Origin of the sequence: Pantoea sp. B270, assembly GCF_018726825.1 — a bacterium.
Classification (GTDB): domain Bacteria; phylum Pseudomonadota; class Gammaproteobacteria; order Enterobacterales; family Enterobacteriaceae; genus Pantoea; species Pantoea dispersa.
On the sequence record NZ_JAHCSX010000001.1, the window covers coordinates 1,400,246 to 1,424,554 of the forward strand.

The 24,309-nt window shown below is 59.5% G+C and carries 25 protein-coding genes and 1 tRNA gene; 8 read left to right on the forward strand and 18 right to left on the reverse strand.

Features of this window, described 5'->3' with window-relative positions:
• Positions 1–31: 31 nt before the first annotated feature.
• From flgL to flgB, 11 genes are all read right to left on the reverse strand, one after another.
• The gene (gene flgL, locus KOL70_RS06780; protein WP_215480421.1) at positions 32–955 is read right to left on the reverse strand and encodes a flagellar hook-associated protein FlgL; all 924 of its coding nucleotides are present in this window, start codon (positions 953–955) and stop codon (positions 32–34) included.
• A gap of 26 nt (positions 956–981) precedes the next feature.
• Positions 982–2,622, reverse strand: a complete 1,641-nt coding sequence (flgK, locus tag KOL70_RS06785; protein ID WP_215480422.1) for a flagellar hook-associated protein FlgK — start codon at positions 2,620–2,622, stop codon at positions 982–984.
• Positions 2,623–2,703: 81 nt separating this feature from the next.
• A complete protein-coding gene (gene flgJ, locus KOL70_RS06790; RefSeq protein WP_215480423.1) occupies positions 2,704–3,642 on the reverse strand; it encodes a flagellar assembly peptidoglycan hydrolase FlgJ in 939 nt (312 codons plus the stop codon).
• Complete coding sequence (locus tag KOL70_RS06795) at positions 3,642–4,742, reverse strand: flagellar basal body P-ring protein FlgI (protein WP_058757444.1); 1,101 nt, start codon at positions 4,740–4,742, stop codon at positions 3,642–3,644. The genes flgJ and KOL70_RS06795 overlap by 1 nt, the downstream gene beginning before the upstream one ends.
• A gap of 10 nt (positions 4,743–4,752) precedes the next feature.
• On the reverse strand, positions 4,753–5,448 hold the full coding sequence (locus KOL70_RS06800; RefSeq protein WP_215480424.1) for a flagellar basal body L-ring protein FlgH: 696 nt from the start codon (positions 5,446–5,448) through the stop codon (positions 4,753–4,755).
• 38 nt (positions 5,449–5,486) lie between these two features.
• Positions 5,487–6,269 (reverse strand): flagellar basal-body rod protein FlgG, encoded by a 783-nt coding sequence (gene flgG, locus KOL70_RS06805; protein WP_058757442.1) that lies wholly within the window; start codon positions 6,267–6,269, stop codon positions 5,487–5,489.
• A gap of 23 nt (positions 6,270–6,292) precedes the next feature.
• The gene (locus tag KOL70_RS06810) at positions 6,293–7,027 is read right to left on the reverse strand and encodes a flagellar basal body rod protein FlgF (RefSeq protein WP_215480425.1); all 735 of its coding nucleotides are present in this window, start codon (positions 7,025–7,027) and stop codon (positions 6,293–6,295) included.
• A gap of 8 nt (positions 7,028–7,035) precedes the next feature.
• A complete protein-coding gene (gene flgE / locus KOL70_RS06815) occupies positions 7,036–8,238 on the reverse strand; it encodes a flagellar hook protein FlgE (RefSeq protein WP_215480426.1) in 1,203 nt (400 codons plus the stop codon).
• 30 nt (positions 8,239–8,268) lie between these two features.
• Positions 8,269–8,934 (reverse strand): flagellar hook assembly protein FlgD, encoded by a 666-nt coding sequence (locus KOL70_RS06820; RefSeq protein ID WP_215480427.1) that lies wholly within the window; start codon positions 8,932–8,934, stop codon positions 8,269–8,271.
• A gap of 9 nt (positions 8,935–8,943) precedes the next feature.
• Positions 8,944–9,348, reverse strand: coding sequence for a flagellar basal body rod protein FlgC (gene flgC, locus KOL70_RS06825; protein ID WP_215480428.1), 405 nt, complete (start codon positions 9,346–9,348; stop codon positions 8,944–8,946).
• A gap of 8 nt (positions 9,349–9,356) precedes the next feature.
• On the reverse strand, positions 9,357–9,767 hold the full coding sequence (gene flgB, locus KOL70_RS06830; protein WP_088517762.1) for a flagellar basal body rod protein FlgB: 411 nt from the start codon (positions 9,765–9,767) through the stop codon (positions 9,357–9,359).
• 230 nt (positions 9,768–9,997) lie between these two features.
• On the opposite strand from flgB, the gene flgA reads away from it, so the two are divergent.
• The 5 genes from flgA to gap all read left to right on the forward strand — a co-directional run bounded on the left by flgA (position 9,998) and on the right by gap (position 13,620).
• Entirely contained in the window at positions 9,998–10,687 is a 690-nt protein-coding gene (gene flgA / locus KOL70_RS06835; protein WP_215480429.1) for a flagellar basal body P-ring formation chaperone FlgA, read from the forward strand.
• A gap of 66 nt (positions 10,688–10,753) precedes the next feature.
• Positions 10,754–11,041, forward strand: coding sequence for a flagellar biosynthesis anti-sigma factor FlgM (gene flgM / locus KOL70_RS06840; protein ID WP_058757435.1), 288 nt, complete (start codon positions 10,754–10,756; stop codon positions 11,039–11,041).
• A 5-nt stretch (positions 11,042–11,046) separates the two neighbouring features.
• Complete coding sequence (locus tag KOL70_RS06845; RefSeq protein WP_215480430.1) at positions 11,047–11,502, forward strand: flagella synthesis protein FlgN; 456 nt, start codon at positions 11,047–11,049, stop codon at positions 11,500–11,502.
• A 49-nt stretch (positions 11,503–11,551) separates the two neighbouring features.
• Positions 11,552–12,532, forward strand: a complete 981-nt coding sequence (locus KOL70_RS06850; protein ID WP_058757529.1) for a GlxA family transcriptional regulator — start codon at positions 11,552–11,554, stop codon at positions 12,530–12,532.
• A gap of 77 nt (positions 12,533–12,609) precedes the next feature.
• On the forward strand, positions 12,610–13,620 hold the full coding sequence (gene gap, locus KOL70_RS06855) for a type I glyceraldehyde-3-phosphate dehydrogenase (RefSeq protein ID WP_058757433.1): 1,011 nt from the start codon (positions 12,610–12,612) through the stop codon (positions 13,618–13,620).
• A gap of 38 nt (positions 13,621–13,658) precedes the next feature.
• Here the strand turns inward: gap and KOL70_RS06860 are convergent, their stop codons facing one another.
• Positions 13,659–14,453, reverse strand: coding sequence for a helix-turn-helix transcriptional regulator (locus tag KOL70_RS06860; protein ID WP_058757432.1), 795 nt, complete (start codon positions 14,451–14,453; stop codon positions 13,659–13,661).
• Positions 14,454–14,539: 86 nt separating this feature from the next.
• On the opposite strand from KOL70_RS06860, the gene KOL70_RS06865 reads away from it, so the two are divergent.
• Positions 14,540–15,715: a YbfB/YjiJ family MFS transporter gene (locus tag KOL70_RS06865; protein WP_215480431.1), complete on the forward strand. Its 1,176-nt coding sequence runs from the start codon at positions 14,540–14,542 to the stop codon at positions 15,713–15,715.
• A gap of 5 nt (positions 15,716–15,720) precedes the next feature.
• Here the strand turns inward: KOL70_RS06865 and phoA are convergent, their stop codons facing one another.
• On the reverse strand, positions 15,721–17,127 hold the full coding sequence (gene phoA / locus KOL70_RS06870; protein WP_215480432.1) for an alkaline phosphatase: 1,407 nt from the start codon (positions 17,125–17,127) through the stop codon (positions 15,721–15,723).
• A gap of 245 nt (positions 17,128–17,372) precedes the next feature.
• On the opposite strand from phoA, the gene KOL70_RS06875 reads away from it, so the two are divergent.
• Both KOL70_RS06875 and hxlB read left to right on the forward strand, forming a co-directional pair.
• A tRNA-Ser gene (locus tag KOL70_RS06875) sits at positions 17,373–17,460 on the forward strand.
• A 916-nt stretch (positions 17,461–18,376) separates the two neighbouring features.
• The gene (gene hxlB, locus KOL70_RS06880) at positions 18,377–18,937 is read left to right on the forward strand and encodes a 6-phospho-3-hexuloisomerase (RefSeq protein WP_215480433.1); all 561 of its coding nucleotides are present in this window, start codon (positions 18,377–18,379) and stop codon (positions 18,935–18,937) included.
• A 161-nt stretch (positions 18,938–19,098) separates the two neighbouring features.
• Here the strand turns inward: hxlB and KOL70_RS06885 are convergent, their stop codons facing one another.
• The 5 genes from KOL70_RS06885 to efeO all read right to left on the reverse strand — a co-directional run bounded on the left by KOL70_RS06885 (position 19,099) and on the right by efeO (position 24,303).
• A complete protein-coding gene (locus KOL70_RS06885; RefSeq protein ID WP_193718013.1) occupies positions 19,099–19,236 on the reverse strand; it encodes a hypothetical protein in 138 nt (45 codons plus the stop codon).
• A 199-nt stretch (positions 19,237–19,435) separates the two neighbouring features.
• Positions 19,436–20,440: an XdhC family protein gene (locus tag KOL70_RS06890; protein WP_215480434.1), complete on the reverse strand. Its 1,005-nt coding sequence runs from the start codon at positions 20,438–20,440 to the stop codon at positions 19,436–19,438.
• A 98-nt stretch (positions 20,441–20,538) separates the two neighbouring features.
• Entirely contained in the window at positions 20,539–21,327 is a 789-nt protein-coding gene (phoH, locus tag KOL70_RS06895) for a phosphate starvation-inducible protein PhoH (protein ID WP_021509913.1), read from the reverse strand.
• A gap of 574 nt (positions 21,328–21,901) precedes the next feature.
• Positions 21,902–23,182 (reverse strand): iron uptake transporter deferrochelatase/peroxidase subunit, encoded by a 1,281-nt coding sequence (efeB, locus tag KOL70_RS06900; protein WP_215480435.1) that lies wholly within the window; start codon positions 23,180–23,182, stop codon positions 21,902–21,904.
• A gap of 2 nt (positions 23,183–23,184) precedes the next feature.
• Positions 23,185–24,303: an iron uptake system protein EfeO gene (gene efeO / locus KOL70_RS06905; protein ID WP_215480436.1), complete on the reverse strand. Its 1,119-nt coding sequence runs from the start codon at positions 24,301–24,303 to the stop codon at positions 23,185–23,187.
• Between the last annotated feature and the right edge of the window lie 6 nt (positions 24,304–24,309).

Sequence of the window (24,309 nt, forward strand, 5' to 3'; positions counted from 1 at the left end):
GCCGCTCCGGCGTCTGGTGAAAGATGAAGCCTTAGCGCGTCATGTTGAACAGCGACATTTTTTGCATGCTCTGAAACACCATCATCGAGGCGTTCAGCGAGAATTCAGACATTTTCGACTGGCCAATCAGACCGATCAGGGTGTCGTAATCCGAGCCCACGGTCTGCTCCAGCCGCGCGGTGAGATCCAGCTGCTGGGTGGCCGCCGACTGATCCAGCGCGTCCAGCTGCAGCAGTCGGGTACCGACTTCCGCCTGCAGCTTGCCAAGGTTATCGATACCTTTGCGCACCGAGCCGCTAACCTCCTCCAGCGTGCTGCGCAGCGCGCTGCGGTCCGCGTCATCGTTAACCGGCTGCTTCAGTGCTGCGATGGCTTTATCCAGCTGCTGCAACAGATCGTCGGCGCTGCCACTCATAAACAGCTCGCGCCCGGTATGGCCCAGCGCCATCTCCACGTTGTCCGCCACCTGGCCTGACAGCGCAGTGTCGCCGCCGCGATAGTTGCCGCTGTCGTCAAACGGTGCCTGACCGGTTTTGTAGCCGGCAAAGATCGGATTCCCCTGGCCGTCGCGCGCGTTGCCCAGATCGCGCAGGCTGTTGCGAATGCCTTCCAGTTCGGTGGCCAGCGCGGCGCGGTCGGCATCTGACACGCCATCGTTGCCCGCCTGCACCAGTTTTTCCGTCAGGTTTTTGGTCAGCACGTTGCCGATGGAACCCAGCGTGTGGTCCTCCAGCTCCAGCGCCGCGCGCGCCGACTGGCGGGCGCTGTCGAAACGGCCGATTTGCGCCAGCGCGTCCTGTAACAGCACCGCCTGCGCCGCCGCGGCCGGATCGTCCGACGGCGTCAGCACGCTTTTATTGCTGGCCAGCCGGTTGTAGATCTCGTTACCGGCGCTGACGCCGCGCGAAAAGCTGTTGAGATTGTTTTGATACTGGAAAAGTGTGCTCAGACGCATTTCCGCCTCCCTTAAATGATTGCGCTTCAGCGCAGGCTTAACAGCGCGTCAAACAATGTGTTCGCGGTTTGCAACACCTGACTGTTGGCCTGGTAGTACTGGGTGTACATCTGCAGGCTGATGTACTCTTCGTTGAGATCGACGCCGGCGATCGCCTGCTGCTCCATCGCCGCCGCTTCCAGCGCTTTGGCGCTCTGGGTGGCATCGCTTTCTGCCGCCGAGGCGGTGGCGCCGACGCGCCCGACGAGGCTGGAATAGGCTTCGCTCAGCGTTGCTTTGCCGACCAACGCTTCGGTCTGGATCGCCAGCATTTTTTTGAGGTTTTCATTGTTGGTTTTGTCGTCGGCATCGGCGGATCCCGAAGCGGCAATACCGTCACCGTTGCTCAGCGCCACCTGCAGGCGCGCCGCCACGTTATCCAGCGGATTGAGGCTAAAGCTGTCGCCCGGACTGGCCCCCGGCGTCACGCTAATGCTCAGGCCGTCAAACTGCAGCGCCCCGGTGTTGGCATCCACCGTGTGCGGCACCACGCGGCCATCGCGGCTTTTCACCTGCCAGTCACCGCTGTCGGTCATGCTCAGGGTGTAGCCGCCGGTTTGCACCTGGCTGATATCGCTGAAGCTGACGTCCAGCGTGGCGCTGCCGAGGTTGTTGCGGTTGGCCTGCGCCACCGGCTGCGGAATGTTGAAAATATCACCGCCCGGCTTGCCCGCCGCGTCGTAACCGTCACGGTTCACCGTGTTGAAACGCTGCGCCATCTGCAGCGCCAGCTGGTTCAGTTCATCACGCGCCTGCAGCAGATCGTTATTGCGGAAGGTAAACAGGCCGCCGAGTTTACCGTGCGACAACTTGCTCTCATCCAGCCGCTGCTCGTTACCGGCGGCGTCGCGGTACATCACCACGGTTTTCAGCGGATCTTCCGCCGACGGCGCGGTCGACAGCGTATAAGCGCTGTGGCCGTTGACCAGCGGGAAGCCGTTTTCCAGCGTGACGTCGACCCGCCCGGTGGCGCTGTTTTCACTGACGCGAATCCCCACCTGGCCGCTGAGTTTATTCAGCAGGCCGTCGCGCAGGTCGAGCAGGTCGGCCGGCAGATTGCCGGTCTGGCCGTGAATCTTGCCAATCTCTTCATTCAGGCTGGCCAGCTGACGCGTGACGTCGTTGATGTCGGTGACACTCTGTTCAATCTGGCTGTTACTGCTTTTCTGCAGGCCGTTCAGCGCCTGGCCCTGAGTGTTAAGCTGCGAGGTCAGCGCGGTGAATTGCAGATAAGCCGCCTGGCGCGCCGACGCGCTGGAGGCATCGCCATTCAGCGTCTCCAGCCCTTTAAACAGATTATTCAGGGAAACCGAGAAGTTAGCGCTGTCGTCACCGAACAGCTTGTCAATCTGGCTGAGCTGCGACAGCCGGCCATCATGCTGCATAAAGCTGCTGTTGGCGTCGCGCAGCTGCTGATTGGCAAAGCCGCTGTAGGCGCGTTCGATGCCGTTGATCTGCGTGCCGTAGCCAAAAAAACCGTTGGCGGTGGTGCGGCCACCGGCTTCGCCGAACTGCGCGCTCTGGCGGCTGTAGCCGGGGGTCATGGCATTGCTCAGGTTATTGCCGACAACGTGCAGTGCCGTCTGCGCGGCGCCCAGACCATTTCTGGCCAGATACATCAGATTCATGGTTTCCCCGTACAATCGGTCAAATTGAGACAAATCCCTACTCAACCCATCGGTGATTACAGAAATTTCTGAAATAAAAAATCAGAACAGCGTTGAGAGATCGGTTTGATAGGCGCTGACGCTGGCGCTCACCGTGCTTTTTACCCGCTGCATAATGCTGATCAGTTTGCTGGCGTAGTGCGGATCGGTGGCGTAGCCGCTGTGCTGCAACGCCTGCGCCGCCTGCTCGCCGCTGGCGGCGTCAGTGACCGCCCGGTAGCGCGGGTTGTCAGCGATGAAGCGCGCGTAATCACTCAGCGCCTCGCTGAAAGAGTCATAGACGCGGAATGCGGCGCGGGTTTTGGTCGCGACGCCATCGATAAACTCGGTGGTGGTGATGTCGGTGGTTTTGCCCTGCCAGTCGGGTGAGGCTTTGATGCCAAACAGGTTGTAGCTGCGCTCGCCGCTGGCGGTGCGGATTTCGCCCCGGCCCCAGCCGGACTCCAGTGCGGCCTGAGCAATAATCAGATGGTGATCGATGCCGGTGCGCTGTGCCACCGCCAGCGCCGGCTGCATCAGCTGACGGATAAAGTCGTGGCGATCGCCGCCCGGCGCGCTGTTGAGCGGTGCCACCAGCGCGGGCAGCAGGGTCACCGCCGGTTGCGCCGGCTGCGGCGCCAGGCTGTGACTCAGGCGCTGCATCACCTCTGGCACACGGGTGCCTGCGGTCTGGTTCACCGTCTGCGGTAGCTCGCCCATTTGCTTTAGCATCATCTGCGCCAGCCCCAGCTCGCCGCGTCCCGCCACCTGCAGCGCCAGCTGCTGATCGTACAGGGAGGTCATCATTTCGCCCGCCTGGCTCTGCAGCAAACCGCCGCCGAAGCAGGCCTGACGCATGCTTTTCAGCATCACCTGCACAAACAGACCTTCCATTTCACGCGCGGCGCTCTGCATCGCTCCGCGACCGTCGGCGCGCATCTGCCGCTTCAGCGCACTCAGCCCCTGCACGTCATACGCGGCGTAACCCTGTGGCGCGGTCATCAGTTGGTCTCCAGTCGGGCGCGCAGACAGCCGGCGTTTTTCATTGACTGCAGAATCGACATCAGGTCATTCGGCGTCGCGCCGAGACGGTTTAAGGCGCGCACCACGTTGTTCAAATCGGTGCTGGTATTAACCTGCTGCAGCGAACCGCCCTGCTCGCGCACTGAGATTTCGGTGTTATTGGTCACCACGGTTTCGCCGCCGGCGAAGGGCGTATCGGGCTGACTGACTTCGCGGTTATTGAACACTTCCACCGTGAGATCGCCCTGCGCCACCGCGCAGGCATCCAGCGTGACGTGCCGGTTCATCACTACCGTACCGGTGCGCGAATTGACGATGACTCTGGCATCCATCACCGCCACCCGCAGCGGCAGGTTCTGCACCTCGGCGAGGAAACGCACTTTGGCTGCCGGTGTGGCAGGCACATACAGCCGCACGCTGCGTGCGTCTTCGGCCTGTGCCGCGCCGCTAAAACGACGGTTAATGACGTCGCTGACCTGCTGCGCCACGCTGAAATCTTCCTCATGCAGCTGCAGGCGCAGCTCGCCCTGGCCGGCAAAATCCAGCGGCACTTCGCGTTCAACCGTCGCGCCGTTGTCAATACGCGCGCCGTTAAGCTGATTGACCTGTACCCGGTTACCGCCGCTCTGTGCGCCGGCACCGCTCACCAGCAGGTTGCCCTGCGCCAGCGCGTAAATCTGGTTGTCGGCGCCTTTCAGTGGCGTCATCAGCAGCGTGCCACCGCGCAGGCTTTTTGCATTGCCGAGCGATGAAACCACCACGTCGATCTTCTCACCGCTGCGCGCAAACGGCGGCAGCTCAGCGGTCACCATCACCGCCGCGATGTTTTTCAGCTGCATATTGACGCCGGGCGGCACGGTAATGCCGAGCTGCGACAGCATGTTATTCAGGCTCTGGCCGGTGAACGGTGCCTGCATGGTCTGGTCGCCGGTGCCATCCAGACCGACCACTAAGCCATAGCCCATCAGCGCATTGCTGCGCACGCCCTGAATGCTGGCGATATCACGAATGCGTTCGGCGTGAACTGTGGCGCTGCACAGCAGCATCAGCAGCAGACAGCGCATCAGAAAGGTGTTCATTGGTCGGTGCCTATAGCGGAGAGAGAGAAAGGAACAGCCGCTGCAACCAGCCCATCTGCTGCGCCTCATTGATGTAGCCGTTGCCGACGTACTCGATGCGCGCGTCCGCCACCTGAGTGGACGGCACGGTGTTGCCGCTGCTGATGGTGCGCGGATTCACCACGCCGGAGAAACGGATAAATTCAGTGCCCTGATTGATGGCAATCTGCTTTTCGCCCACCACGCGCAGGTTACCGTTGGCCAGCAGTTCGGTAACGGTGACGGTCAGCGTGCCGCTGAAGGTATTACGCGCCGCCGCGCCGCCTTTGCCGCTGAAATCATTTTTGCCGCTCATCTCCGCCCGGGCGCGATCGCCGCCCAGCAAACCGCTCAGGGCGTGCGGCACCGCATCAAATCCCAGCCCGGCGCTGCCGTTACGGTTGGCGCTGGCGGAAGAGCTTTTGCTGGCGCTGACGTTCTCCTGCAACAGGATGGTCAGCGTATCGCCGACGTTGCGCGGCCGGCGATCTTCAAACATCGGCTGATAGCCGTAATTCATCGCCTGGCCGGTCTGGAAAATAGCGCCGTTGGTGACACTGACCGGTGTGACCACCGGTGCCGCCGAGGTCGCGCCCTGCACCAGCGGCGCGTGCGGCATCACGCTGCAGCCGCTGAGTACCAGAGACAGCGCCAGCGCGACAGAAAAAGTTGTTGAGTACGGTTTCATAGCGGATCGTCAGGCGGCCGCGCGCTGCGGCCAGCACATTAAAGTTGCGTCAGGCGTTGCAGCATCTGGTCTGAAGTGGAGACCGCTTTGCTGTTGACCTCGTAGGCGCGCTGCGTCTGGATCATGTTCACCAGTTCTTCAGCGACGTTGACGTTCGATCCCTCGATATAGCCCTGTTTCAGCTTGCCCGCGCCGTTCAGGCCGGGCGTCGACTCATTCGGCGCACCGGAAGACTGGGTTTCGCGATACAGGTTTTCGCCGATGCTCTCCAGTCCGGCATCGTTGGTGAAGGTCACCAGCGAGATCTGCCCGACCACCACCGGTGCGGTCTGGCCCGGCACCGTGACGCTGACCATGCCGTCCACGCCAATGGTTAGCTTGTCCGCTTCGGCCGGCAGCGTAATGCCTGGCATCAGCGTGTAGCCGCTGGCGGTGACCATCTGACCATTCTGATCCTGCTGGAACGATCCATCGCGGGTGTAAGCCAGCGTGCCGTCCGGCATCTGCACCTGAAAAAAGCCCTGACCTTCAATCGCCACTTCGTGGGCGTTATTGGTCTGGCTCAGGTTGCCCTGACTGTGAATGCGCTGCGTCGCTACCGGACGCACGCCGGTGCCGAGCTGCAGGCCGGTCGGGATGGTGGTCTGCTCGGAAGACTGCGCGCCAGGCTGGCGCAGCGTCTGATAGTGCAGATCCTCAAACATCGCCCGCTGGCGCTTAAAGGCGGTGGTCGAGACGTTGGCCAGGTTATTGGAGATCACGTCCATGTTGGTTTGCTGGGCTTCGAGGCCGGTTTTCGCAATCCATAACGAGCGAATCATCAGTTGACTCCCGGAAGCGCGGTTTAGCCCGCGCTCAGTAATTGGTTAGCGGCGCGCGCGTTTTCATCCACGCTGCCGATCAGTTTCATGTTCATGTCGAAGCCGCGTGCGGTGGCGATCATCTCGACCATCGCCTGTGCCGGGCTGACGTTGCTGCTCTCCAGCGCGCCGCTGGTCAGCCGCAGCGCCGCATCAGCCGGCAGTTCGCCGGCATCCGCGAGAAACAGGCCGTCATCGCTGCGGCGCAGGCTGTTGATTGGCGCACTGACCAGTTTGAGCCGGCCTGCCTGCGTCAGCACATTGGCCTGATCGCCCGCGCCGCGGGCGGTGACGGTGCCATCAGCAGCGACGGTCAGCGTGGCCTGCGGCGGCACCGTTAGCGGTCCGCCGTCACCCAGCAGCGCCAGACCGGCAATGCGCAGCTGCCCTTCGCTGTCGACCTCAATGCTGCCGTTGCGGGTGTAGGCTTCGCTGCCGTCCGCACGCTGCACCGCCAGCCAGCCTTCGGCCGGCAGCACCACATCCAGCTCGCGGCCGGTTTGCTGCACCGGCCCCTGCTGGCTGGCATGCCACGGCGTGGTGGCGGTAGCCAGCGTGCGCGTCAGCACGCCGTGACCGGTGACCGGCACCGCGCGCGTGGCGCTGAGCTGGGCGCGGAAGCCCGGCGTGCTGCTGTTGGCCAGATTGCCGGCGGTAACCGACTGGCGATCCATGGCGGCACTGGCGGCCCCCATGGCGGTGTAAATCGCGCGATCCATAGCCGCCCTTACCGCAGCGTCGAGAGCGTCTGCAGCAGCTCAGACTGAGTTTTGATGGTTTGCGAGTTGGACTGGTAGTTACGCTGGTAGACGATCATGTTGACCATCTCTTTGCCCAAATCGACGTTAGACGCCTCCAGCACGCTGCCGTGCAGCTTGCCGAGGTTGCCGTTACCGGAGAGGCCGTTGGTGGCCTGGCCCGATTCCGGCGTTGCCGACCAGGTGTTATTGCCCTGCGACGCCAGTCCGCCCGGATTAGTGAAATTCGACAGCACCACCTGACCAATCAGTTGCTGCTGGCCGTTGCTGTAGGAGGCGATGATCTGGCCGTTATCGCCGACGGTGTAGCCATTCTGTTTGCCTGGTTCATAGCCGTCAGTTTTTGCCGGCTCCATCGCGGTGTCGCTGGCCTGCTGCGTCATGCCGCTCAGATCCAGTTTGAAGTTAAGCGGATCGCCGCCCTTAAAGGCCGCGCCGATGATGTCCACTTCCGCCGGCGTGGTGGTCAGCTCCCCTGCGCTGTTGAACTGCAGCGTAGTTTCCTGGAACTCGGGGTTGCCGGGCGCTGAGGTATCGCGGGTTTTCACTGTCCACTGGTTGTCGGCGGTTTTGATGTAATAAACATCCACGGTGTGCTTGTTGCCGAGGCTGTCATAGGCTTCCACCACGCTGGCGAAGTTGTAGGTGCTGGCATCGCTGGCATCGAAGTCAGCCAGCACTTTGTTGTCGTCGCTGGAGTTGAGGTTGCCCTGCAGGCTACCGCTGGTGGAGGCTTTAGCCGGCATCTGCGTATCCGGGATCTGGATCGGTCCGAGCGGCGAGCCCGGCTGAATGCTGGGTGGCGTGCCGGTGGCCTGATAGCCAGTCAGGTACAGGCCGTTGTTGGTGATAAAGCCGTCGGCGTCTTTGGTGAACTCACCGTTGCGGCTGTAGAAAATTTTGCCCGCGGCATCGGTCAGGCGAAAAAAGCCGTTGCCCTGAATGCCCATTGACAGATTGCTGTTGCCCTGGCTGAGAATGCCGTCGCCGAAGTTCTGGTTGACGCCCAGCACCTGCACGCCCATGCCGACCTGCGAACCGGCAAACACATCGCCGAAGGTGATTGAACCCGATTTAAAGCCGACGGTTTGTGAGTTGGCAATATTGTTGCCGACCACATCCAGCGCCTGCGAGGCGGCATTCAGACCGCTTAAACCCTGAGAAAAGCCCATAATGAATAACTCGTATAATCGCGAAAGAAATTAAAGAATTTGCACAATGTCGCCAATGCCTACCGCGCCATCTTTGCCCAGCTGAATTAATGCGCCGGTCGGGGTAAAAGAAACGCCCTCTACTTTGGCTTTTTTCAGCGACTGAATTTCCGGTGCGTCCCCTTCGGTGGTAGACGCGGAATAGGACACGCTATATTCGCCGTCAGCCGGCGGAGTCGCGGGCTGGAAGTTGGTTAAATCGTCCAGCGTATATTTATTGACGCCGGCTTTGACATTTTTCAGTTCGGCGGTGTAGGTATTGCCATTGGCATCCTGCAGATTCACTTTTACCGTTTCGGCATCGCTGCCCAGCGCAAAAGCAAAGTCATGATTTGCGTCATCGCCGAATCCGACGCGGGTGTCGCCTTCGATATAGACGTCGCGTCCGACCCACTCCGCCACATTTAACTGCTGCATGCTGCCCACTAACATGCCGACGCTCTCCAGCGTGCTGTTTAATTTCTCGACGCCGGCGGCGGTATTAAACTGCGCCAGTTGTGAAGTCAGCTGGTTATTATCCATCGGATTAGTGGGATCCTGGTTTTGCATTTGCGCCACCAGCAGCGTCATAAAGCTTTGCGTCAAATCATCCGCGCTGGTGCCGCCGCGCGTACCGTTGACATTGTTATTTCCGTTCATCACCGGATTGACGGCCATCTTCGTTCCTTACTGACCGATAGTCAGGGTTTTTAACAGCAGGGACTTTGCCGAATTCATCACTTCAACGTTGGCCTGATAACTGCGCGAGGCGGCAATACTGTTCACCATTTCATTGACCACGTTGACGTTTGGCATGTGCACGTAACCGGCGTCGTCGGCCAGCGGGTGGTCCGGCTCGTAGTGCAGCCGGTCCGGCGCGCTGTCTTCCAGCACCTCCGTCACCTCCACGCCGCCAGTCTGCTGGCCGGCCTGCGGTTTGACGCGAAACACCACGCTGCGCGCGCGGTAGGCTTCACCGTCGGGTCCGGCGATACTGTCGGCATTGGCGATATTACTGGCGCTAACGTTAATGCGTTTGCTTTGCGCCGACATGGCGGAACCGGTGATATCAAAAATAGAGAAAATTGACATGGAACAAATTATCCTTGCAGCACGCTCATCATTTTTTTAATTTCCCCGTTGAGAAAGGTCAGCGATGACTGATATTTCACATTGTTGTCGGCGAATTGCACGCGTTCACGATCCATGTCTACGGTATTACCGTCGGCACTGGGTTGATCCGGCACGCGATATAAGAGTCTGGCATCCGGCAGCACGCTGGTCTGCGCGGCAATATGTCCTTTAGCGGTGATCGCCAGCGTCAGGCTGCTGTTATTTACGCTATCCGCCTGTACGCGCGCCTTTAATTGTTGCGTAAAATCAATATCGCGCGCCTGATAGCCAGGCGTATCGGCATTGGCGATATTGCCCGCCAGGATTTGCTGCCGTTGATTGAGTAAACCCAGCGCCTGCTGTTGAAAATGCAGCGCATTACTTAGCTTATCCAGCATCGCTCACCTTTCCGCCGTTAAAAATTGACGCGTGCATTCTAGTGGCGCAGCTAACAATTTTTATACTGCGAAGAAATCGCACAAATATCCGCAATTAGCCGGATAAAATTTTTCGCTGCGCCCGCCCCGCGTGAAGCAGATAATCAACCGCAGAAGTGCGACCATATTCCGCCATTCATTAAGCGGCGGTTGCTTTATACTGGCGTCCTCTTTTTTCAGGTTATTTCGCGATGAATCCGTTTCCTTCACCACCTCTGGCGCTGACGGTGGCGCTGCTGTGCTGCGCCCCGCTGGTTTCAGCGCAAAGCACGCTGGAAAACCAGCTCAGCATCTGGGTGCAGCAGCATCAGCCGATCGCCGCAGACGTGGCGGTACACCAGCAGGTACGGCTGCTGTCGCGTGGTAAGGCGCTGGATACGCTGTGCGCCGCGCCGCAGTTCAGCGCAGCCGGCCAGCCGGCGCGGATGGTGGGTAACCGCACGCTGACCGCGCAGTGCGGCAGCCGGCGTTATTTTCTGCAGGTTGAGGTCAGCGCCACCGGCAGCTGGTATGTGGCGCAGCGCGCGCTGGCCCCGGGAGAAACGCTGAGCGCAGACGATCTGCGCCGCGTCTCTGGCGATCTCAACGCGCTGCCGCCCGGCGCACTGTTACAGCAGCAGGCGCTGGTCGGTCAGGTCACGCTGCGCGCGCTGGCTGCGGGACAGGTTCTGACCCAGGGCCAGCTGCGCCGCAGCTGGCGTATTCGTCAGGGAGAAGAGGTCGATATCGTGGCGCAGGGTCAGGGCTTTCGCCTGCGCAGCAAAGGCAAGGCGCTGAATAACGCGGCGGTCGGCCAGACGCTGGCGGTGAAAACCGCCGCCGGTCAGCGCGTGCAGGGCGTGGTGAGTGCGGACGGAAAAATTTTACTCAGCCTGCCGTAATAAATTTTAGATTTTTTCGTTTGCCCCGATAGAAACAGTAAAGCCGCGAAAAAACAGGACCTATCTATGAGCATTGACAGAACGCAAACCACGTCGCCGGTACAGAGCATCAGCACGCTGGCCGACCTGCGCACCGCACCGTCAGCGCGCGAGCGTGCCGAACCCCGCAGCGTACGCAGCAGTGACGATCACGTCAGCCTGAGCAGCTACGCCCGGCAGGCCACCGCAGACGACAGCCGCGATATCAACAGCGCCCGTCTGGATGCGCTGCGTGCCGCGCTGAATGACGGGAGCTATACCCTTGATACCGACCAGATCGCTGCCGCGCTGGTCGATGAAATGTTTAACGGATAAGTACGATGACGACCACCGGGGACACCCTGAGCAGCGTGCTGCAGCAGATGCAGACCGCACTGGCCGAACTGGCGCTGGTATTAAAAGAGGAAGTGGCGCAGCTCAACCGCAGCCAGATCAATCCGGTCTCGCTGCAATTACTCACCGACAGCAAAAGTCAGCTGCTGGCGACGCTACAGCACTATGACGACTGCCGCCGTGCCGGTGAACAGGCTGAGGGTGTCGCGGCGCCTTACGCAACCGACAGCGCGCTGGCGGCGCAGTGGCGCAAGGTGCTTGAGCAGGTGCACGCTAACAACCAGCATAACCAGCGCGTCCATCAGCTGCTGGAGATGCACCGCAGCAAAACGCAGCAGCTCAATCAGCTGTTGCAACAGGCCGGAGCCGATCAGCGCCTGTACGGTGCCGCCGGAAATGCCCCGTCTGATGGCCGCGGCCGGGTATTCAGCTCGCGCGCCTGATCGCCCATAGTACATTGACTTCTTTCGTGGCGCAGGTACATTTTACGCCATGAAAACCTTTCTGATTATTGTCCCGGACGGCGGCATGCTGTTCGAAGCGGCGGGTATCGCCGACATCCTGATGCACGCCAACCTGCACCTGCCGGTGGGCGTGGCTGGCGCACGCTATCGTATCAGCATTGCAACCACGCAGCCGCACCAGGTGATCCACGGCCAGTCCGGCCTCAATCTGCTCGCCGACCTCAAACTGGCTGAACTCGATCCGCGCGAACGCTGGGACACCATCATGATTACCGGCCGCGGTGATAACCCTGAAGAACGCAACATGGTGGTGGACTGGATTAAGCTGGCTGCCCCGCAGGCGCGCCGCGTGGTGTCAATATGCGGTGCGGCGATGCTGCTGGCGGAGGCGGGATTGCTGGATGGCCGGCGCGCCACCAGCCACTGGCGTCTGCTGGACACGCTGCAGGCCAGCTATCCGCGCGTGCAGGTTGAAGGCGGCCCGCTGTATATCCAGGACGGCCCTATCTGGACCTCTGGCGGCGTCAGCTCCGGCTTCGATCTGACGCTGGCGCTGGTAGAGGAAGATTTTGGTTTCAGCGTGGCGCGCGACATCGCGCAGGATATGGTGATGTATCTGCGTCGTCCCGGCGGCCAGATGCAGTTCAGCCGCTTTCACCTGCAGTCCGTCAGCGAGTCGGGGCCGATTGCTCAGCTGCAGAGCTGGATCGCCGCCCATCTGGCGGAAGACCTGTCGGTGGAGAAACTGGCGGCCCAGGTGGCGATGAGCCCGCGTAACTTTACCCGCGTGTTCAGCCGCGAAACCGGCGTTTCACCGGCGCGCTATGTGGCAGAAGCGCGGCTGGCGGCGGCGCGCGAGCGGCTGGAGCAGACGCGCGAGACGCTGGAACGCATCGCCACCGCCACCGGCTTTGGCAGCAGCATCAACCTGCGGCGCAGCTTCGAGCGCCAGCTGCATCTCACGCCCAACGAATATCGCCAGCGCTTTCACAGCCGCAAAATGGCGTAAAGTGATCCTTTTTTGTCGTTTACGCCAGTGCCCGCCAGGCCTACAGTGACTGCAGTAACTTCACTAAGGAGTCAGTCATGATCAAGGTAGGCATTAACGGTTTTGGCCGTATCGGACGTAACGTATTCCGCGCCGCGCTGGGCAGCAGCGACATCGATATTGTGGCGATTAACGATCTCACCGACAGCAAAACGCTGGCGCATCTGCTGAAGCACGACTCTCTGCTGGGTCGGCTGCCGGCAGAAGTCAGCGCTGGCGACGGCGAGCTGCGCATTGATGGCAAACCAGTGCGGGTGTTCAGCGAGCGCGATCCGGCCAATATTCGCTGGCGTGACGTGGGCGTGGATATTGTCATCGAAGCCACCGGCTTTTTTACCGAGCGTGACAAGGCCGCGGTGCATATCACGCACGGCGGCGCCAAACGCGTCATCATCTCTGCGCCGGGCAAAAATGATGATTTGACGATTGTGATGGGCGTCAACGACCAGCGCTACGATCCGCAGCAGCACTTTGTGGTGAGCAACGGCAGCTGTACCACTAACGGCCTGGCGCCCGCCGCGCAGGTGCTGCATCAGGCGTTTGGTATTGAGCACGGTCTGATGAACACTACCCATGCCTATACCAACAGTCAGGCGCTGCATGACCAGCCAGAGAAAGATCTGCGCGGCGCGCGTGCGGCGGCGCTGTCGATTGTGCCGTACTCCAGCGGCGCGGCTAAAGCGCTCGGCCGGGTGATTCCGGAACTGGAAGGCCGCTTAACCGGTTACTCGCTACGCGTGCCGGTGCCGGTGGTCTCGGTGGTGGATCTGACGGTGACGCTGAAACGCGACGTGACGGCCGAAGAGGTGAATGACGCCTTTAAAGCCGCTGCTGCTGCGGGTCCGCTACAGGGTATCCTCGGCTACAGCGATGAGCCGCTGGTCTCCAGCGATTATCAGGGCGATGCGCGTTCATCGATCATCGACGGCTTATCGACGCTGGTGATTGGTGGCAACCTGGTGAAGATCCTTGCCTGGTACGATAACGAATGGGGCTTCTCCAACCGTCTGGTTGACCTCGCGCGCCTGATGGCACAGCGCGGTCTGTAATCTCCCCGGCGGCGTGCGCCCGACCTACGCACGCCGCGCTAATGCGCCAGATAGAAGATCAGATGCATACCCGGTGCCTGCTCAATTTGCAGCGAGGTAAAGGTATATGTCTGCATCCTGCCCTCGACATCAATCAGGGTTTTATTGCCCGCGCCGATTTTCCCCACATCATGGTCATTCCACAGCGTGCGAAACCCGGCGCTGCGCGCCAGCAAATCCTCGATCACCACTTCGAATTCCTGCGCCTGATTGCTGGCGGCATAACCGGCGCGAAACGCCGACAGCGTATGGCGCGCCGCCTCTTCCCAGCCATGAATGCGCTGCTGGTAGGCTTCACTGATGAACATCAGCTTGAGCGAGTTGCGATCCGCCGGCGGCAGGGCCGCCCAGTCGACAATCAGCGACTGCGCCGCCGGATTCCAGTAGACAATATCCATGTTGGCGCGGCGCACAAACGCCGGATGCGGGTCCAGCGCATCCACCATCGCCCTCACCTCAGGCGGCAATTCATGGCTGAAGGGTTGCGAATGTGCGTTACCAAACACCAGCGCTTCAAGATACTCCTGCTCGGTGACCGAGAGCTGTAGCACTTTGCCGATGCGCTGTAGCGCGGCGGGCGAAATACTGATGTCGCGACCCTGCTCGAGCCAGGTGTACCAGCTGACGCTAACCGCCGCCAGCTGTGCCACTTCTTCGCGCCGCAGTCCGCTGACGCGCCGGTTTTGCCGGCTGAAGCCATAGATCTGCGGATCAATACGCGCGCGCTGGCGGGTAAGGAAGTTTTTCACATCTTCACCACGCGATTTTACGGCCTGGGTATGACCTGTAGTCATAGGATAAACCACCCCATTTTTCACTGACTGATTGACATTTACTATCACCGGACAGAGTAAGGTATCTCAGCGGAGTAAAGCAAAGTATGTCAGCAGATTCAGTTTCCGCCGGACGGCAAGCAGTCCGGCACACCCGGGTGAGCCTGATCACCATGCTCACCGGCATGGTGACCCTGATTGTGGTAATGGGTATCGGCCGCTTTTCACTCACGCCGCAGATCCCGCTGATGATCGCCAACGGTCACCTGACGCTCTCCAGCGCTGGCGTGCTGGCGGCGATGAATTACATCGGCTACCTGCTGGGCGCACTGCACGTAAGCCGGATCACCGCCCATCACGCGCGCTACCTGAAGGCCGGTTTGCTGGCCACCGCGCTGGTGACTCTGCTCTCCGGCTTTAGTCATGCCTGGGTGCTGCAGTGCCTGTTCCGTATGGTGGCGGGTATCGGTGGTGCCTGGGCCCTGATTATCGTCACCTCCTGGACGCAGATGGTGCTGGCACAGCAGCAGGCCCCGCGCATGTCCGCCGCGGTATTTGCCGGCCCGGGAGCCGGCATCACCCTGAGCGGCGTGCTGGCGTGGCTTATCACCCGGTTAGACCTGAATGACGATCGTGCCTGGCAACTCTACGGCGTGGTAGCGCTGGCTGGCGTGCTGCTGCTGTGGCGCGCGCTGCCCGCGTCGCTCCCCGCCCGGCAGCGGGAAAGTGCGTCGGCGGCTCTAGGTCGCGCGGTAAAACAGCTATGGCTGGCCTATACGCTGGCCGGTTTCGGCTACATTTTGCCCGCGACGTTTCTGTCACAAATGGCGCACAGCCTGTTTGCTCAGGGTCAGCTGGCAGCGCTTTTCTGGCCGCTGTTTGGACTTTGCGCAGTGGCTGGCGTGGTGCTGATTATGCTGTTTTCAGCGCGCCTGAATACGCGCCTCAGCCTGGCGTGGGTTATGGTCCTGCAGGGGTTGGGCGTGGCCAGTGGCGTGCTTATCCCGGGCGTGAGCGGGCTGCTGATCTCGACGGTGATGGTCGGGCTGGGGTTTCTTTCGATTATGCAGCTGTCGATGCAACTGGCGCGCGCCGTCTCCAATATCAGCGTGGCAAAAACCGTGGCGATATTGACGTCAGGCTATGCCACTGGTCAGCTAATCGGGCCGCTGATCTCCGCTGCCAGCGTGCAGATTTTTGCTTCCCTGCACCCCGCGCTGCTGCTGGCCGCTGGCGGACTGGTGCTGGGCGGGCTGCTGGTGCTGCGCATCCGCCCGCACTGACGCGCTTACTTCAGTGCCATCGCCTGCTTCAGCGTGAAGAACAGGTCGGTCTGATCGGTCAGGCCGACCACATTCGCCGCCTGCGGACCGTAGGCCGCGATGCGCAGCTGGGTGCCGGTGTGCTCCTGGGAATCCTCTTCCGAGTTACCGTAGCTGATGGTCATCACCGCGCCATCTTTGGTGTTGAGCGCCTGAGTCAGACCCGGCGCTTTAGTGCCGTTTTCGACGATCTGGCTGCTGTGCGCGTGATCGGCGGTTACCACCACCAGCGTATCGCCGTGCTCGCGCGCATACGCCAGCGCCACCTGCACCGCCTCATCTAAATCGACGGTTTCACCAATCTGACCGCAGGGGTTAGCAGCGTGATCCTGCTTATCAATCGACGCGCCCTCCACCTGCAGGAAGAAGCCATGACTGTTGTGGCTGAGCAGGTCGATGGCTTTTTGTGTCATCTGCGCCAGGGTTGGCATTGATGCCGGACGATCTTTGTTGACCTCACAGGTCACCACCGGTTTATCCAGGTTACCGTGATAGCTGGCTTTCGGCCCCTGCCAGCGCACCGGCATGTTGCCCTCCGAGAACAGCCCCAGCAATGGCGTCTGTTGATTCGCCTGCTGTACCGCATTCAGCGCGGCGAGATTATCGACCAGCTGGAACCCCCGTACTTCGGCCTGCTCGCGCAGGGTTTTACCCTGGTAGTCGCCCGCCTTAGCTCGCTCAGCGAAGGATTTGGCGCCGCCGCCCAGCGTGACGTCGGGACGGGTTTGCAGCAGCTGCTCGCTGATCGATCCTTTCCCGCCCTGCTCCAGGGCGTTGCCCGGACACAGCTCGCTGGTTTTTTCCGGGCCGTAGCATTTGCGCGAGGTGACGTGCGCCATCAGCGCGGCCGGCGTGGCATCCTGCAGTTCTGCGGTGGAGACGTTGCCGGTGGCTTTGCCTGCTGCTTTCGCCAGCTCAAGCAGCGTGACCTGATCTGTGCCGTTGACATCGACACCAATCGCGCCGTTATAGGTTTTCGTGCCGGTGGCCCAGGCGGTGGCCGACGCGGCAGAATCCGTTACGTAGTTTGGCTTATGCGTTTTCTTGTCCAGCGAGTAATGGGTGTACTGGCCTGTGAGCGGCAGCGCATCAATACCGGGAAAGAAACCGCCGGCCCCCATTGCCTGATTGCGTGCCGCGGTGATTTCGGAATCGCCCATGCCATCGCCAATCAGCAGGATGACATTTTTCGCCGTGCTATTGCTCAATGAGGCTTTCAGCGCCTCGGTCTGGTCGCCGCTCAGGCGACGCGCGCCGCCGTGCTGGGTGATATCGCCGGTGGCGGCGCGTTGATAGCTGGCGCTCTCTGCCAGCGCGGACGTGGTGGTGAGTGAAGCCAGCAGAGAGAGCGTGAAAAGAGGTAAGCGTTTCATTTATCAGCATCCTTATCCGTAGATATAACCAAATGTTTCCGCCGACAAGTCTGCGACAGTGCGGTGACACTTTTGTGTCAGTTAAGGAATATTTTGATGACAAAGCCGGCAAAGTGGAGAGGCTTAAGGCAATCTGCGCAGAGGTTAAGCGAATAGAAAAAAAGGAGAAAATAGCCCTTGACCCTTATCGCTGAACTCCCTATAGTAGCGCCCCGTTGACCCAGTGCGGTCAGCAAACAAAATGTGGTGAGGTGTCCGAGTGGCTGAAGGAGCACGCCTGGAAAGTGTGTATACGGCAACGTATCGGGGGTTCGAATCCCCCCCTCACCGCCATCATTTATATAAAAGTGCCCAGTTAACAGCTGGGCATTTTTATTTGTATATTCTCCCGACCTGGGGGGGATGAGAATCCCCGATGGGGGGTTCGACAACTGGCGCATGCCAGTTGGACAGCGGAGTCTGCGACGCTGCCCGCAGGGTGAGCGAAGTGACAAAACGGCAGGATAGCCGTTTTGCATGGCTGCAAGCCACCCGGAGGGCGAGGCACAGGAATGTGCCGAGTGACATCAATCCCCCCCTCACCGCCATCATTTATATAAAAGTGCCCAGTTAATAGCTGGGCATTTTTATTTGTATATTCTCCAGGCGTGGGGGGATGAGAATCCCCGATTGGGGGTTCGACAACTGGCGCATGTCAGTTGGACAGCGGAGCCTGCGACGCTGCCCGCAGGGTGAGCGAAGCTCATCAATCCCCTCTACCATTTGTAACAAGACTTCAGGCGGACAAAACCGCTTGTGAATTGATTACAGAAACACAGACTTACAAAATCAGCAAAAAAATGCACGTGAAATGCACGTGCACTTTGATGCCATGAAAGCCTCTGACTATCGACAGAAGCTTTTTCACTTTTATTCTCCTTGCAGTACCGACCCCGCGATCTGGCGACTGCTCTACCCCATTTGATGCCACAATCCATCACAAATCTGCCCACCAACTCTGCACACTCACAGCTTTTGTGCCACAGGACGCATAATCGAAAGATCCCCTTTCGCTGCAATATCGCGTGGGCAGCGGACCGTGTACTCTTACCGGAAATTCTGCAGGGTATCCTTTTCATCCACTGATGATGTCTTTGAATTAAGAGGGAATGCGCGATGACCAGACTGAAAAAGCACCGGCCCTGTTCCGGCCACTCTTTTCGCTGTTTAATGAGACGGACGAACCATTACCTGACGGGAGAGCGTTAACATGGCCGTACAGTCAAACGTATCCCATATTCTTACCGAACTCGCCCACAACGCCCGGCAGATAGACGAGAGCCAGGCGCAGGCATTGATCGCACAGATTCGCAGCGCCAAACACATTTTCCTGCAGGGCGCCGGGCGCAGCGGCATTGCTATCCGCGCGTTCGCTAACCGTCTGGTGCATTTGGGTTTCTCTGTCAGCATGGTGGGTGAAATCTCGTCACCCCACTCCAGACCTGGCGATTTATTGATTATTGGTTCTGGCAGTGGCGAAACCGCGAGCCTGAAAGCGCTGGCGCTGAACGCCGTTGAGCGCGGTGTCGATGTGGCGCTGATTACCCTGAAAGCAGATTCGGGCATCGGCAGACTGGCCAAATGCGTGTTGGTGTTACCCGGCAACGTTAAAACCGATAACGCACGCAGCGCCGGACGATTCTCGCAGCCAATGGGCTCGGCCTTTGAGCAACTCTGCTTCATTACCTGTGACGCCATGGTGCTTGAAATCATGCATCAGTGCGGTGAAACCAGCGAGAGCATGTTCAGCCGCCATGCGGACTTCGAATAACAGCATAACGCTTTTCCCGAACGTCGCTGATTTATACGCGGCAAATCTGGCACCAAAACCCTGTGTGCTGACACGGTGTCGCCGCTGATACGGGTGTGCAGGTTAGATAATTTATTCTGTTTATATTTAAGCGTAATTGATTTCCCTGGTGCCGGACTCAGTTATTGATGTGGATAAGGCCACGCATGATCGAGGCCGGTTGATGACAGGATGCCGGTGACGGCCAGCCAGGCGATCACCAGCGCGAAGACAATAATTGCTGTAATTTCAATTGATTTAATCAAATGACGCTTAGCCATAAATACCCCTTCTCAGTTCAGGTGTTTGTACACGCTTCTCTGAAGATAAGATGTTACCGGTAAAGCGCAAGCGTTGATCACATCATGAAACATAAAGCACAGCTTATTGATTATTTGCGGCGCGAAAATTTGGCATAGCCGTTTGCCCGTCTGCTGGCGTCCTGGTGCATCAGGGTTTTTCGTGGGGTGAGTGATGTGATCATTCAGACGCTGCGAGCACCGGGCTAAGCGCATCCGTTGCCGCTAACCCATTTTTGTGACGCACAATATCCGCCATGATTGCCAGCGCGATCTCCGCCGGGGTTTTGCTACCGATATCCAGCCCAACCGGTGCGTGAATGCGCTGCAACTGCGCTGGCGTCAGCTCCGCAATCGCGCTCAGGCGCGCTTTGCGTTTGGCGCTGTTGCGCTGCGAGCCCATCGCACCGAGATAAAATGCCGGCAGATTGACCGCTTCCATCATGGTGAGATCGTCAATACGCGCATCATGGGTCAGCGAGAGGATCGCCGTGGCGGCATGGCAGCCCTCGCGTTCCAGATACACCGCCGGAAACTGCTGCACCAGTTTGACGTCCGGCGCCAGTTCGGCCGCCATATTGCTCAGCACCTCTTCACGGTGTTCACAGACGATGGTTTCGAATCCCAGCGCCAGCGCGAAGTTGGCACAGTACACGGCGACGCTGGAGAGTCCGGCAAGGATCAGGCGCGGCGCGGCACTCAGGGTCAGAACGATTTCACCGTCAGTGACCTGGGTGCGGGTGCGACGGGTATAAGGCGCCGGTTCGAGCGCGTGACACGGCTGCGGCAGCGTCAGACGTTTGGTGATGGCACGCGCGCCGGTCAGCGCATCCTCCAGCTGCTGTAAATAGCGCAGCGTGGCGGCACCTGCAGGCAACCGTTCGACCAGAATATCCAGTACGCCGCCGCACGGAAGCGCGCGGTCAGGTGTGTCGCCCCCCTCACCGTAGCGCACCAGTTGACTGGCGGCAGAGAACGCCTGCTGCTGAACGCGGGTGATAAAATTCTCCTCGACGCAGCCGCCGGAAAGGGAACCGCTGTAGCGCCCATCGACGCGAATCACCATCATCGCGCCCGGCGGGCGCGGCGATGATCCGTACGTGCTGAGCACGGTACACAGCCACACCGGCTGCGCTTCCGCCCACTGCTGCGCCATCCTTACCACCTGCACATCAAGAGAGTGCATGACTTTCTCCGCTCATCGTTTCCGCCCTTTTTCTTCCCGTAAGCATAGCAATGAAAAACCCGGCCGCAGCCGGGTTGAGATTAGCTATTTTTTCAAGGTTAACTGTAAGCATGCAGCGTACGCTGGCACAGTGCCGAGCGAACGCAGTCGTCTTTACCGAAACGCACCACGCCAATCATCTCATCCTCTTCGAAGCGCGCCAGCGCATCGGCAAGGCCAGATTTGACGCTGGCGGGCAGGTCGCACTGGGTGACATCACCGTTGACAATGACCGTGACGTTTTCGCCCAGGCGGGTCAGGAACATCTTCATCTGCGCAGCGGTGACGTTTTGCGCCTCATCCAGAATCACCACCGCATTCTCAAAGGTACGTCCGCGCATATAAGCGAAGGGCGCGATCTCTACCTTGGCGATTTCGGGTCGCAGGCAGTACTGCATAAAGGAAGCGCCGAGACGTTTAACCAGAACGTCGTAAACCGGTCGGAAATAGGGAGCGAATTTCTCGGAGATGTCTCCTGGCAGGAAACCGAGATCTTCATCCGCCTGTAAAACCGGGCGCGTCACAATGATCCTTTCGATGTCCTTATTGATCAGGGCCTCGGCTGCTTTCGCAGCGCTAATCCAGGTTTTACCGCAGCCAGCTTCACCGGTCGCGAATATCAGCTGTTTCGTTTCTATGGCGTTAAGATAGTGCGCCTGAGCATCGTTTCTGGCCTCAATTGGTGACCGGTCACGCACATCGCGCGCCATGCCAATTGCATCCAGCCCACCCATCTGCACCAGCGAAGTGACCGATTCTTCTTCACGCTGACGATGACTGCGAGAGTCACTGCGAAGCACTCGGCGGGCTTCACGACGCGCTTTGATCACTGCTTTCTGTCTTCCCATAGTGGCACCTTACAGTTGGTTTCATTTATCGCGGCGGATCACCCGCGGCGATGATTTGAACGCTTTAGAGGTTTTGTTGGCTTCCTTGTAAGCCGTATCGAGCCAGTGAGAAAAGTGTGCAACAACGCCGAAACGCTGCCGCGCACCGGTAAACATCGGAAAAGAATTCGAAGGCGATAAAAGAAAAGTGAAGAGGATTCTCACGCGGGAGGCAATCCCCCACAGCGTACTGCGCTAGCTGAAGTGTATTTAACTGTCCGTATAAGGACCGGGCCATGCGCGAACTCCAGTGGACTTAGCCACACAACTGACAACGCTATGACTAAAGTTCATCATATTTCCGCCGATTTGCAACACTATTTTTACTTTACGGCAAAGAAAACCCGCGTGGCGCTGCATCAGCCCGGTGCGCTTAAATTAAATTAATATTAATATTCAGTAAGATAGGTAATTCAGCACTTAACAAACTGTTTCAGAAAATTCGGACATGACAGCGAGACAGGAGAAATTTAAGGCGGGCTTAACAGCAGCGCCTGGCACCGCGAACGGCGGACAAGCGCTGTACATTAATTAATCAGACTTCGAGCAACGGCTGCCCCAGATAATGATTTTTGTCCGCCACGCCGGGCAAAACAAAAAAGTATCCGCCGCCGATGGGACGAATATATTCTTCCAGCGCTTCGCCGTTGAGTCGTTTCTGCACGGTAATAAAGCCTTTGCTTAAATCGTGCTGATAACAGACGAACAGCAGCCCCATATCCAGCTGCCCTGCCCCGGTAATCCCCGAGGAATAGCTGTAGCCGCGCCGCAGCATCAGGCTGCTGTCGGTTTGCGGCGTGCGCGGATTGGCGAGCCGGATATGCGCATCCAGCGCAATAATTTCGCCGTCCGGATCGCCGGCGTAATCCGGCACGTCGTGCTCGTGCTGCATCCCCAGCGGCGCGCCGGACAACTTCTCACGACCAAAAATGGTTTGCTGCTCGCCCAGCGGCGTGCGGTCCCACATTTCAACGTGAAAACGGATGATGCGCACCGCCTGATAGCTGCCGCCGTGCGTCCACGCCGGTTCCTGCTGTTCCGGTGTCACCCACAACAGCTGGTCCATCAACTGCGCATTGTGGGTATCCGGATTGGCGGTGCCATCTTTGAAACCCAGCAGGTTGATCGGCGTTTCGCGCCCTTTGCTGCGTGCAGCGTGATCGGCGATAAAGCCGTCGCGCCGCCAGCGCACCGCCAGCAGATCCGGCGTGTGCTTGATGATATCGCGCAGCGCGTGAATCACCGTATCCTGGGTATTGGCGCAGATCTGAATCAGCAGGTCGCCATGACACTGCGCGGCGTCGAGCGAATCGTTGGGAAAGCGTGTCATCGTCTGCAGCTGGCTGGGTTTATGCGCGGCCAGCCCGAAGCGCTCGTCGAACAGTGAATGCCCCACCGACAGCGTCAGGGTCAGGTTATCGGGCGCAATGTCCGCACCCAGGATGCCGGAGTCGAGCGGCGGCAGCTGCGGATTGGGCACCGCCGGCGCCGGTCCGCCCTGGGTGAGAAAGGCAAAGCGCTGCGTCAGCAGCCGCAGCAGGCGTTCCAGTTCGGCTTTATCACTGGCCAGCACATCAAACGCCACCAGCATCATAGATGCCTGCTGCGGCGTCAGGATGCCGGCCTGATGAGCGCCGTAAAACGGTTGCGCCTGCTGGCGCGCATCGGGTGCAACCGTGCCGGGTGAGAAACTCTCTGCCGCGCTGGCGGCATGGAACGGACAGCCGCCGCCCAGTGCCGCCGCGCCACCCAGCATGCCCAATCCCTGTAACAGACGACGACGCGACGGTTGCGCCGCGTCATTTTTTTTACTCATGATTAATCAAGACCTAAAGTGCCGCGCAGCAGGGAGAGATCTTCCGCCAGCGTGGTGATGGGCCCTTTCAGCGCATTACGGTCGCTGGTGGTCAGCTTTTCATAGGAGGCAAAACCGTCTTTGGTACGGTATTTGCTGAGAATGCCATCCACCTTCTTAAAGTTCGCGTCCACTTTCGCCAGCAGCTGCGGATTGGCTTTTTGCAGCAGAGGACGCAGCAGATCAACGATTTTCTGTGCGCCGTCGATGTTGGCCTGAAAATCGGACAGATCGGTACGGCTGTAGCGATCTTCCTCACCGGAGATTTTGCTGGACGCCACCTCTTCAACCAGGCCCGCCGCGCCACCAACCACTTTCGCCGGCGGGAAGGCCAGCTCGCTGACGCGGGTTTGCAGATCCTGCACATCCTTATACAGCTGGTCAGCAAATGCGTCCGCGCCTTTGGTGGTGTTGTCGGCGAACAGCAGTTTTTCCAGCCGGTGGAAGCCGGTAAATTTCGGATCTTCCGCTTTTTTCTCGAAGTCATCTTCACGCGCGTCAATACTGCCGTCGAGGTCAGAGAACAGTTCGGCAATCGGCTCGATGCGCTCGTAGTGCACGCGCGTCGGCGCATACAGCGCTTTGGCTTTTTCCACGTCACCGGCTTTTACCGCGTCGGTAAAGGCTTTGGTGCCGGCCACCAGCGCTCTCACTTCTGCCATCACGTAGACTTTGTAATCGGCAATCGGCCCGACCAGCTGCAGCACGTCTGGCTTGCCGGTGCTGGCTTTTTGGCTGTCACCGCTGACCACCAGCTTGCCTTTCGGATTAGTGAGCAGGCCGCAGGTCATGTCATATTCACCCGCTTCCAGGTTGGCGGTGAGCTTCTGGCTGAAGCCGGGCGCGATGTTTTCGCGCTCCTCCACCACCATCACGCCTTTGAGGATTTCCCACTCCAGCGCTTTCTGGCTGCTGTTTTTGATGATGAACTGGGTTTTACCGGCCTGCACGTTGAGCGACATCGGCTCGCACTGCTTGTCAGTGACCGTCACCGTGACCTGCGGTACGGCAGCGGCAGAAGCGGCACCGGACAGCGCCAGCATGGAGAGCAACAGCGCCTTACGGCGGAAGCGAATCGTCATAGTCAT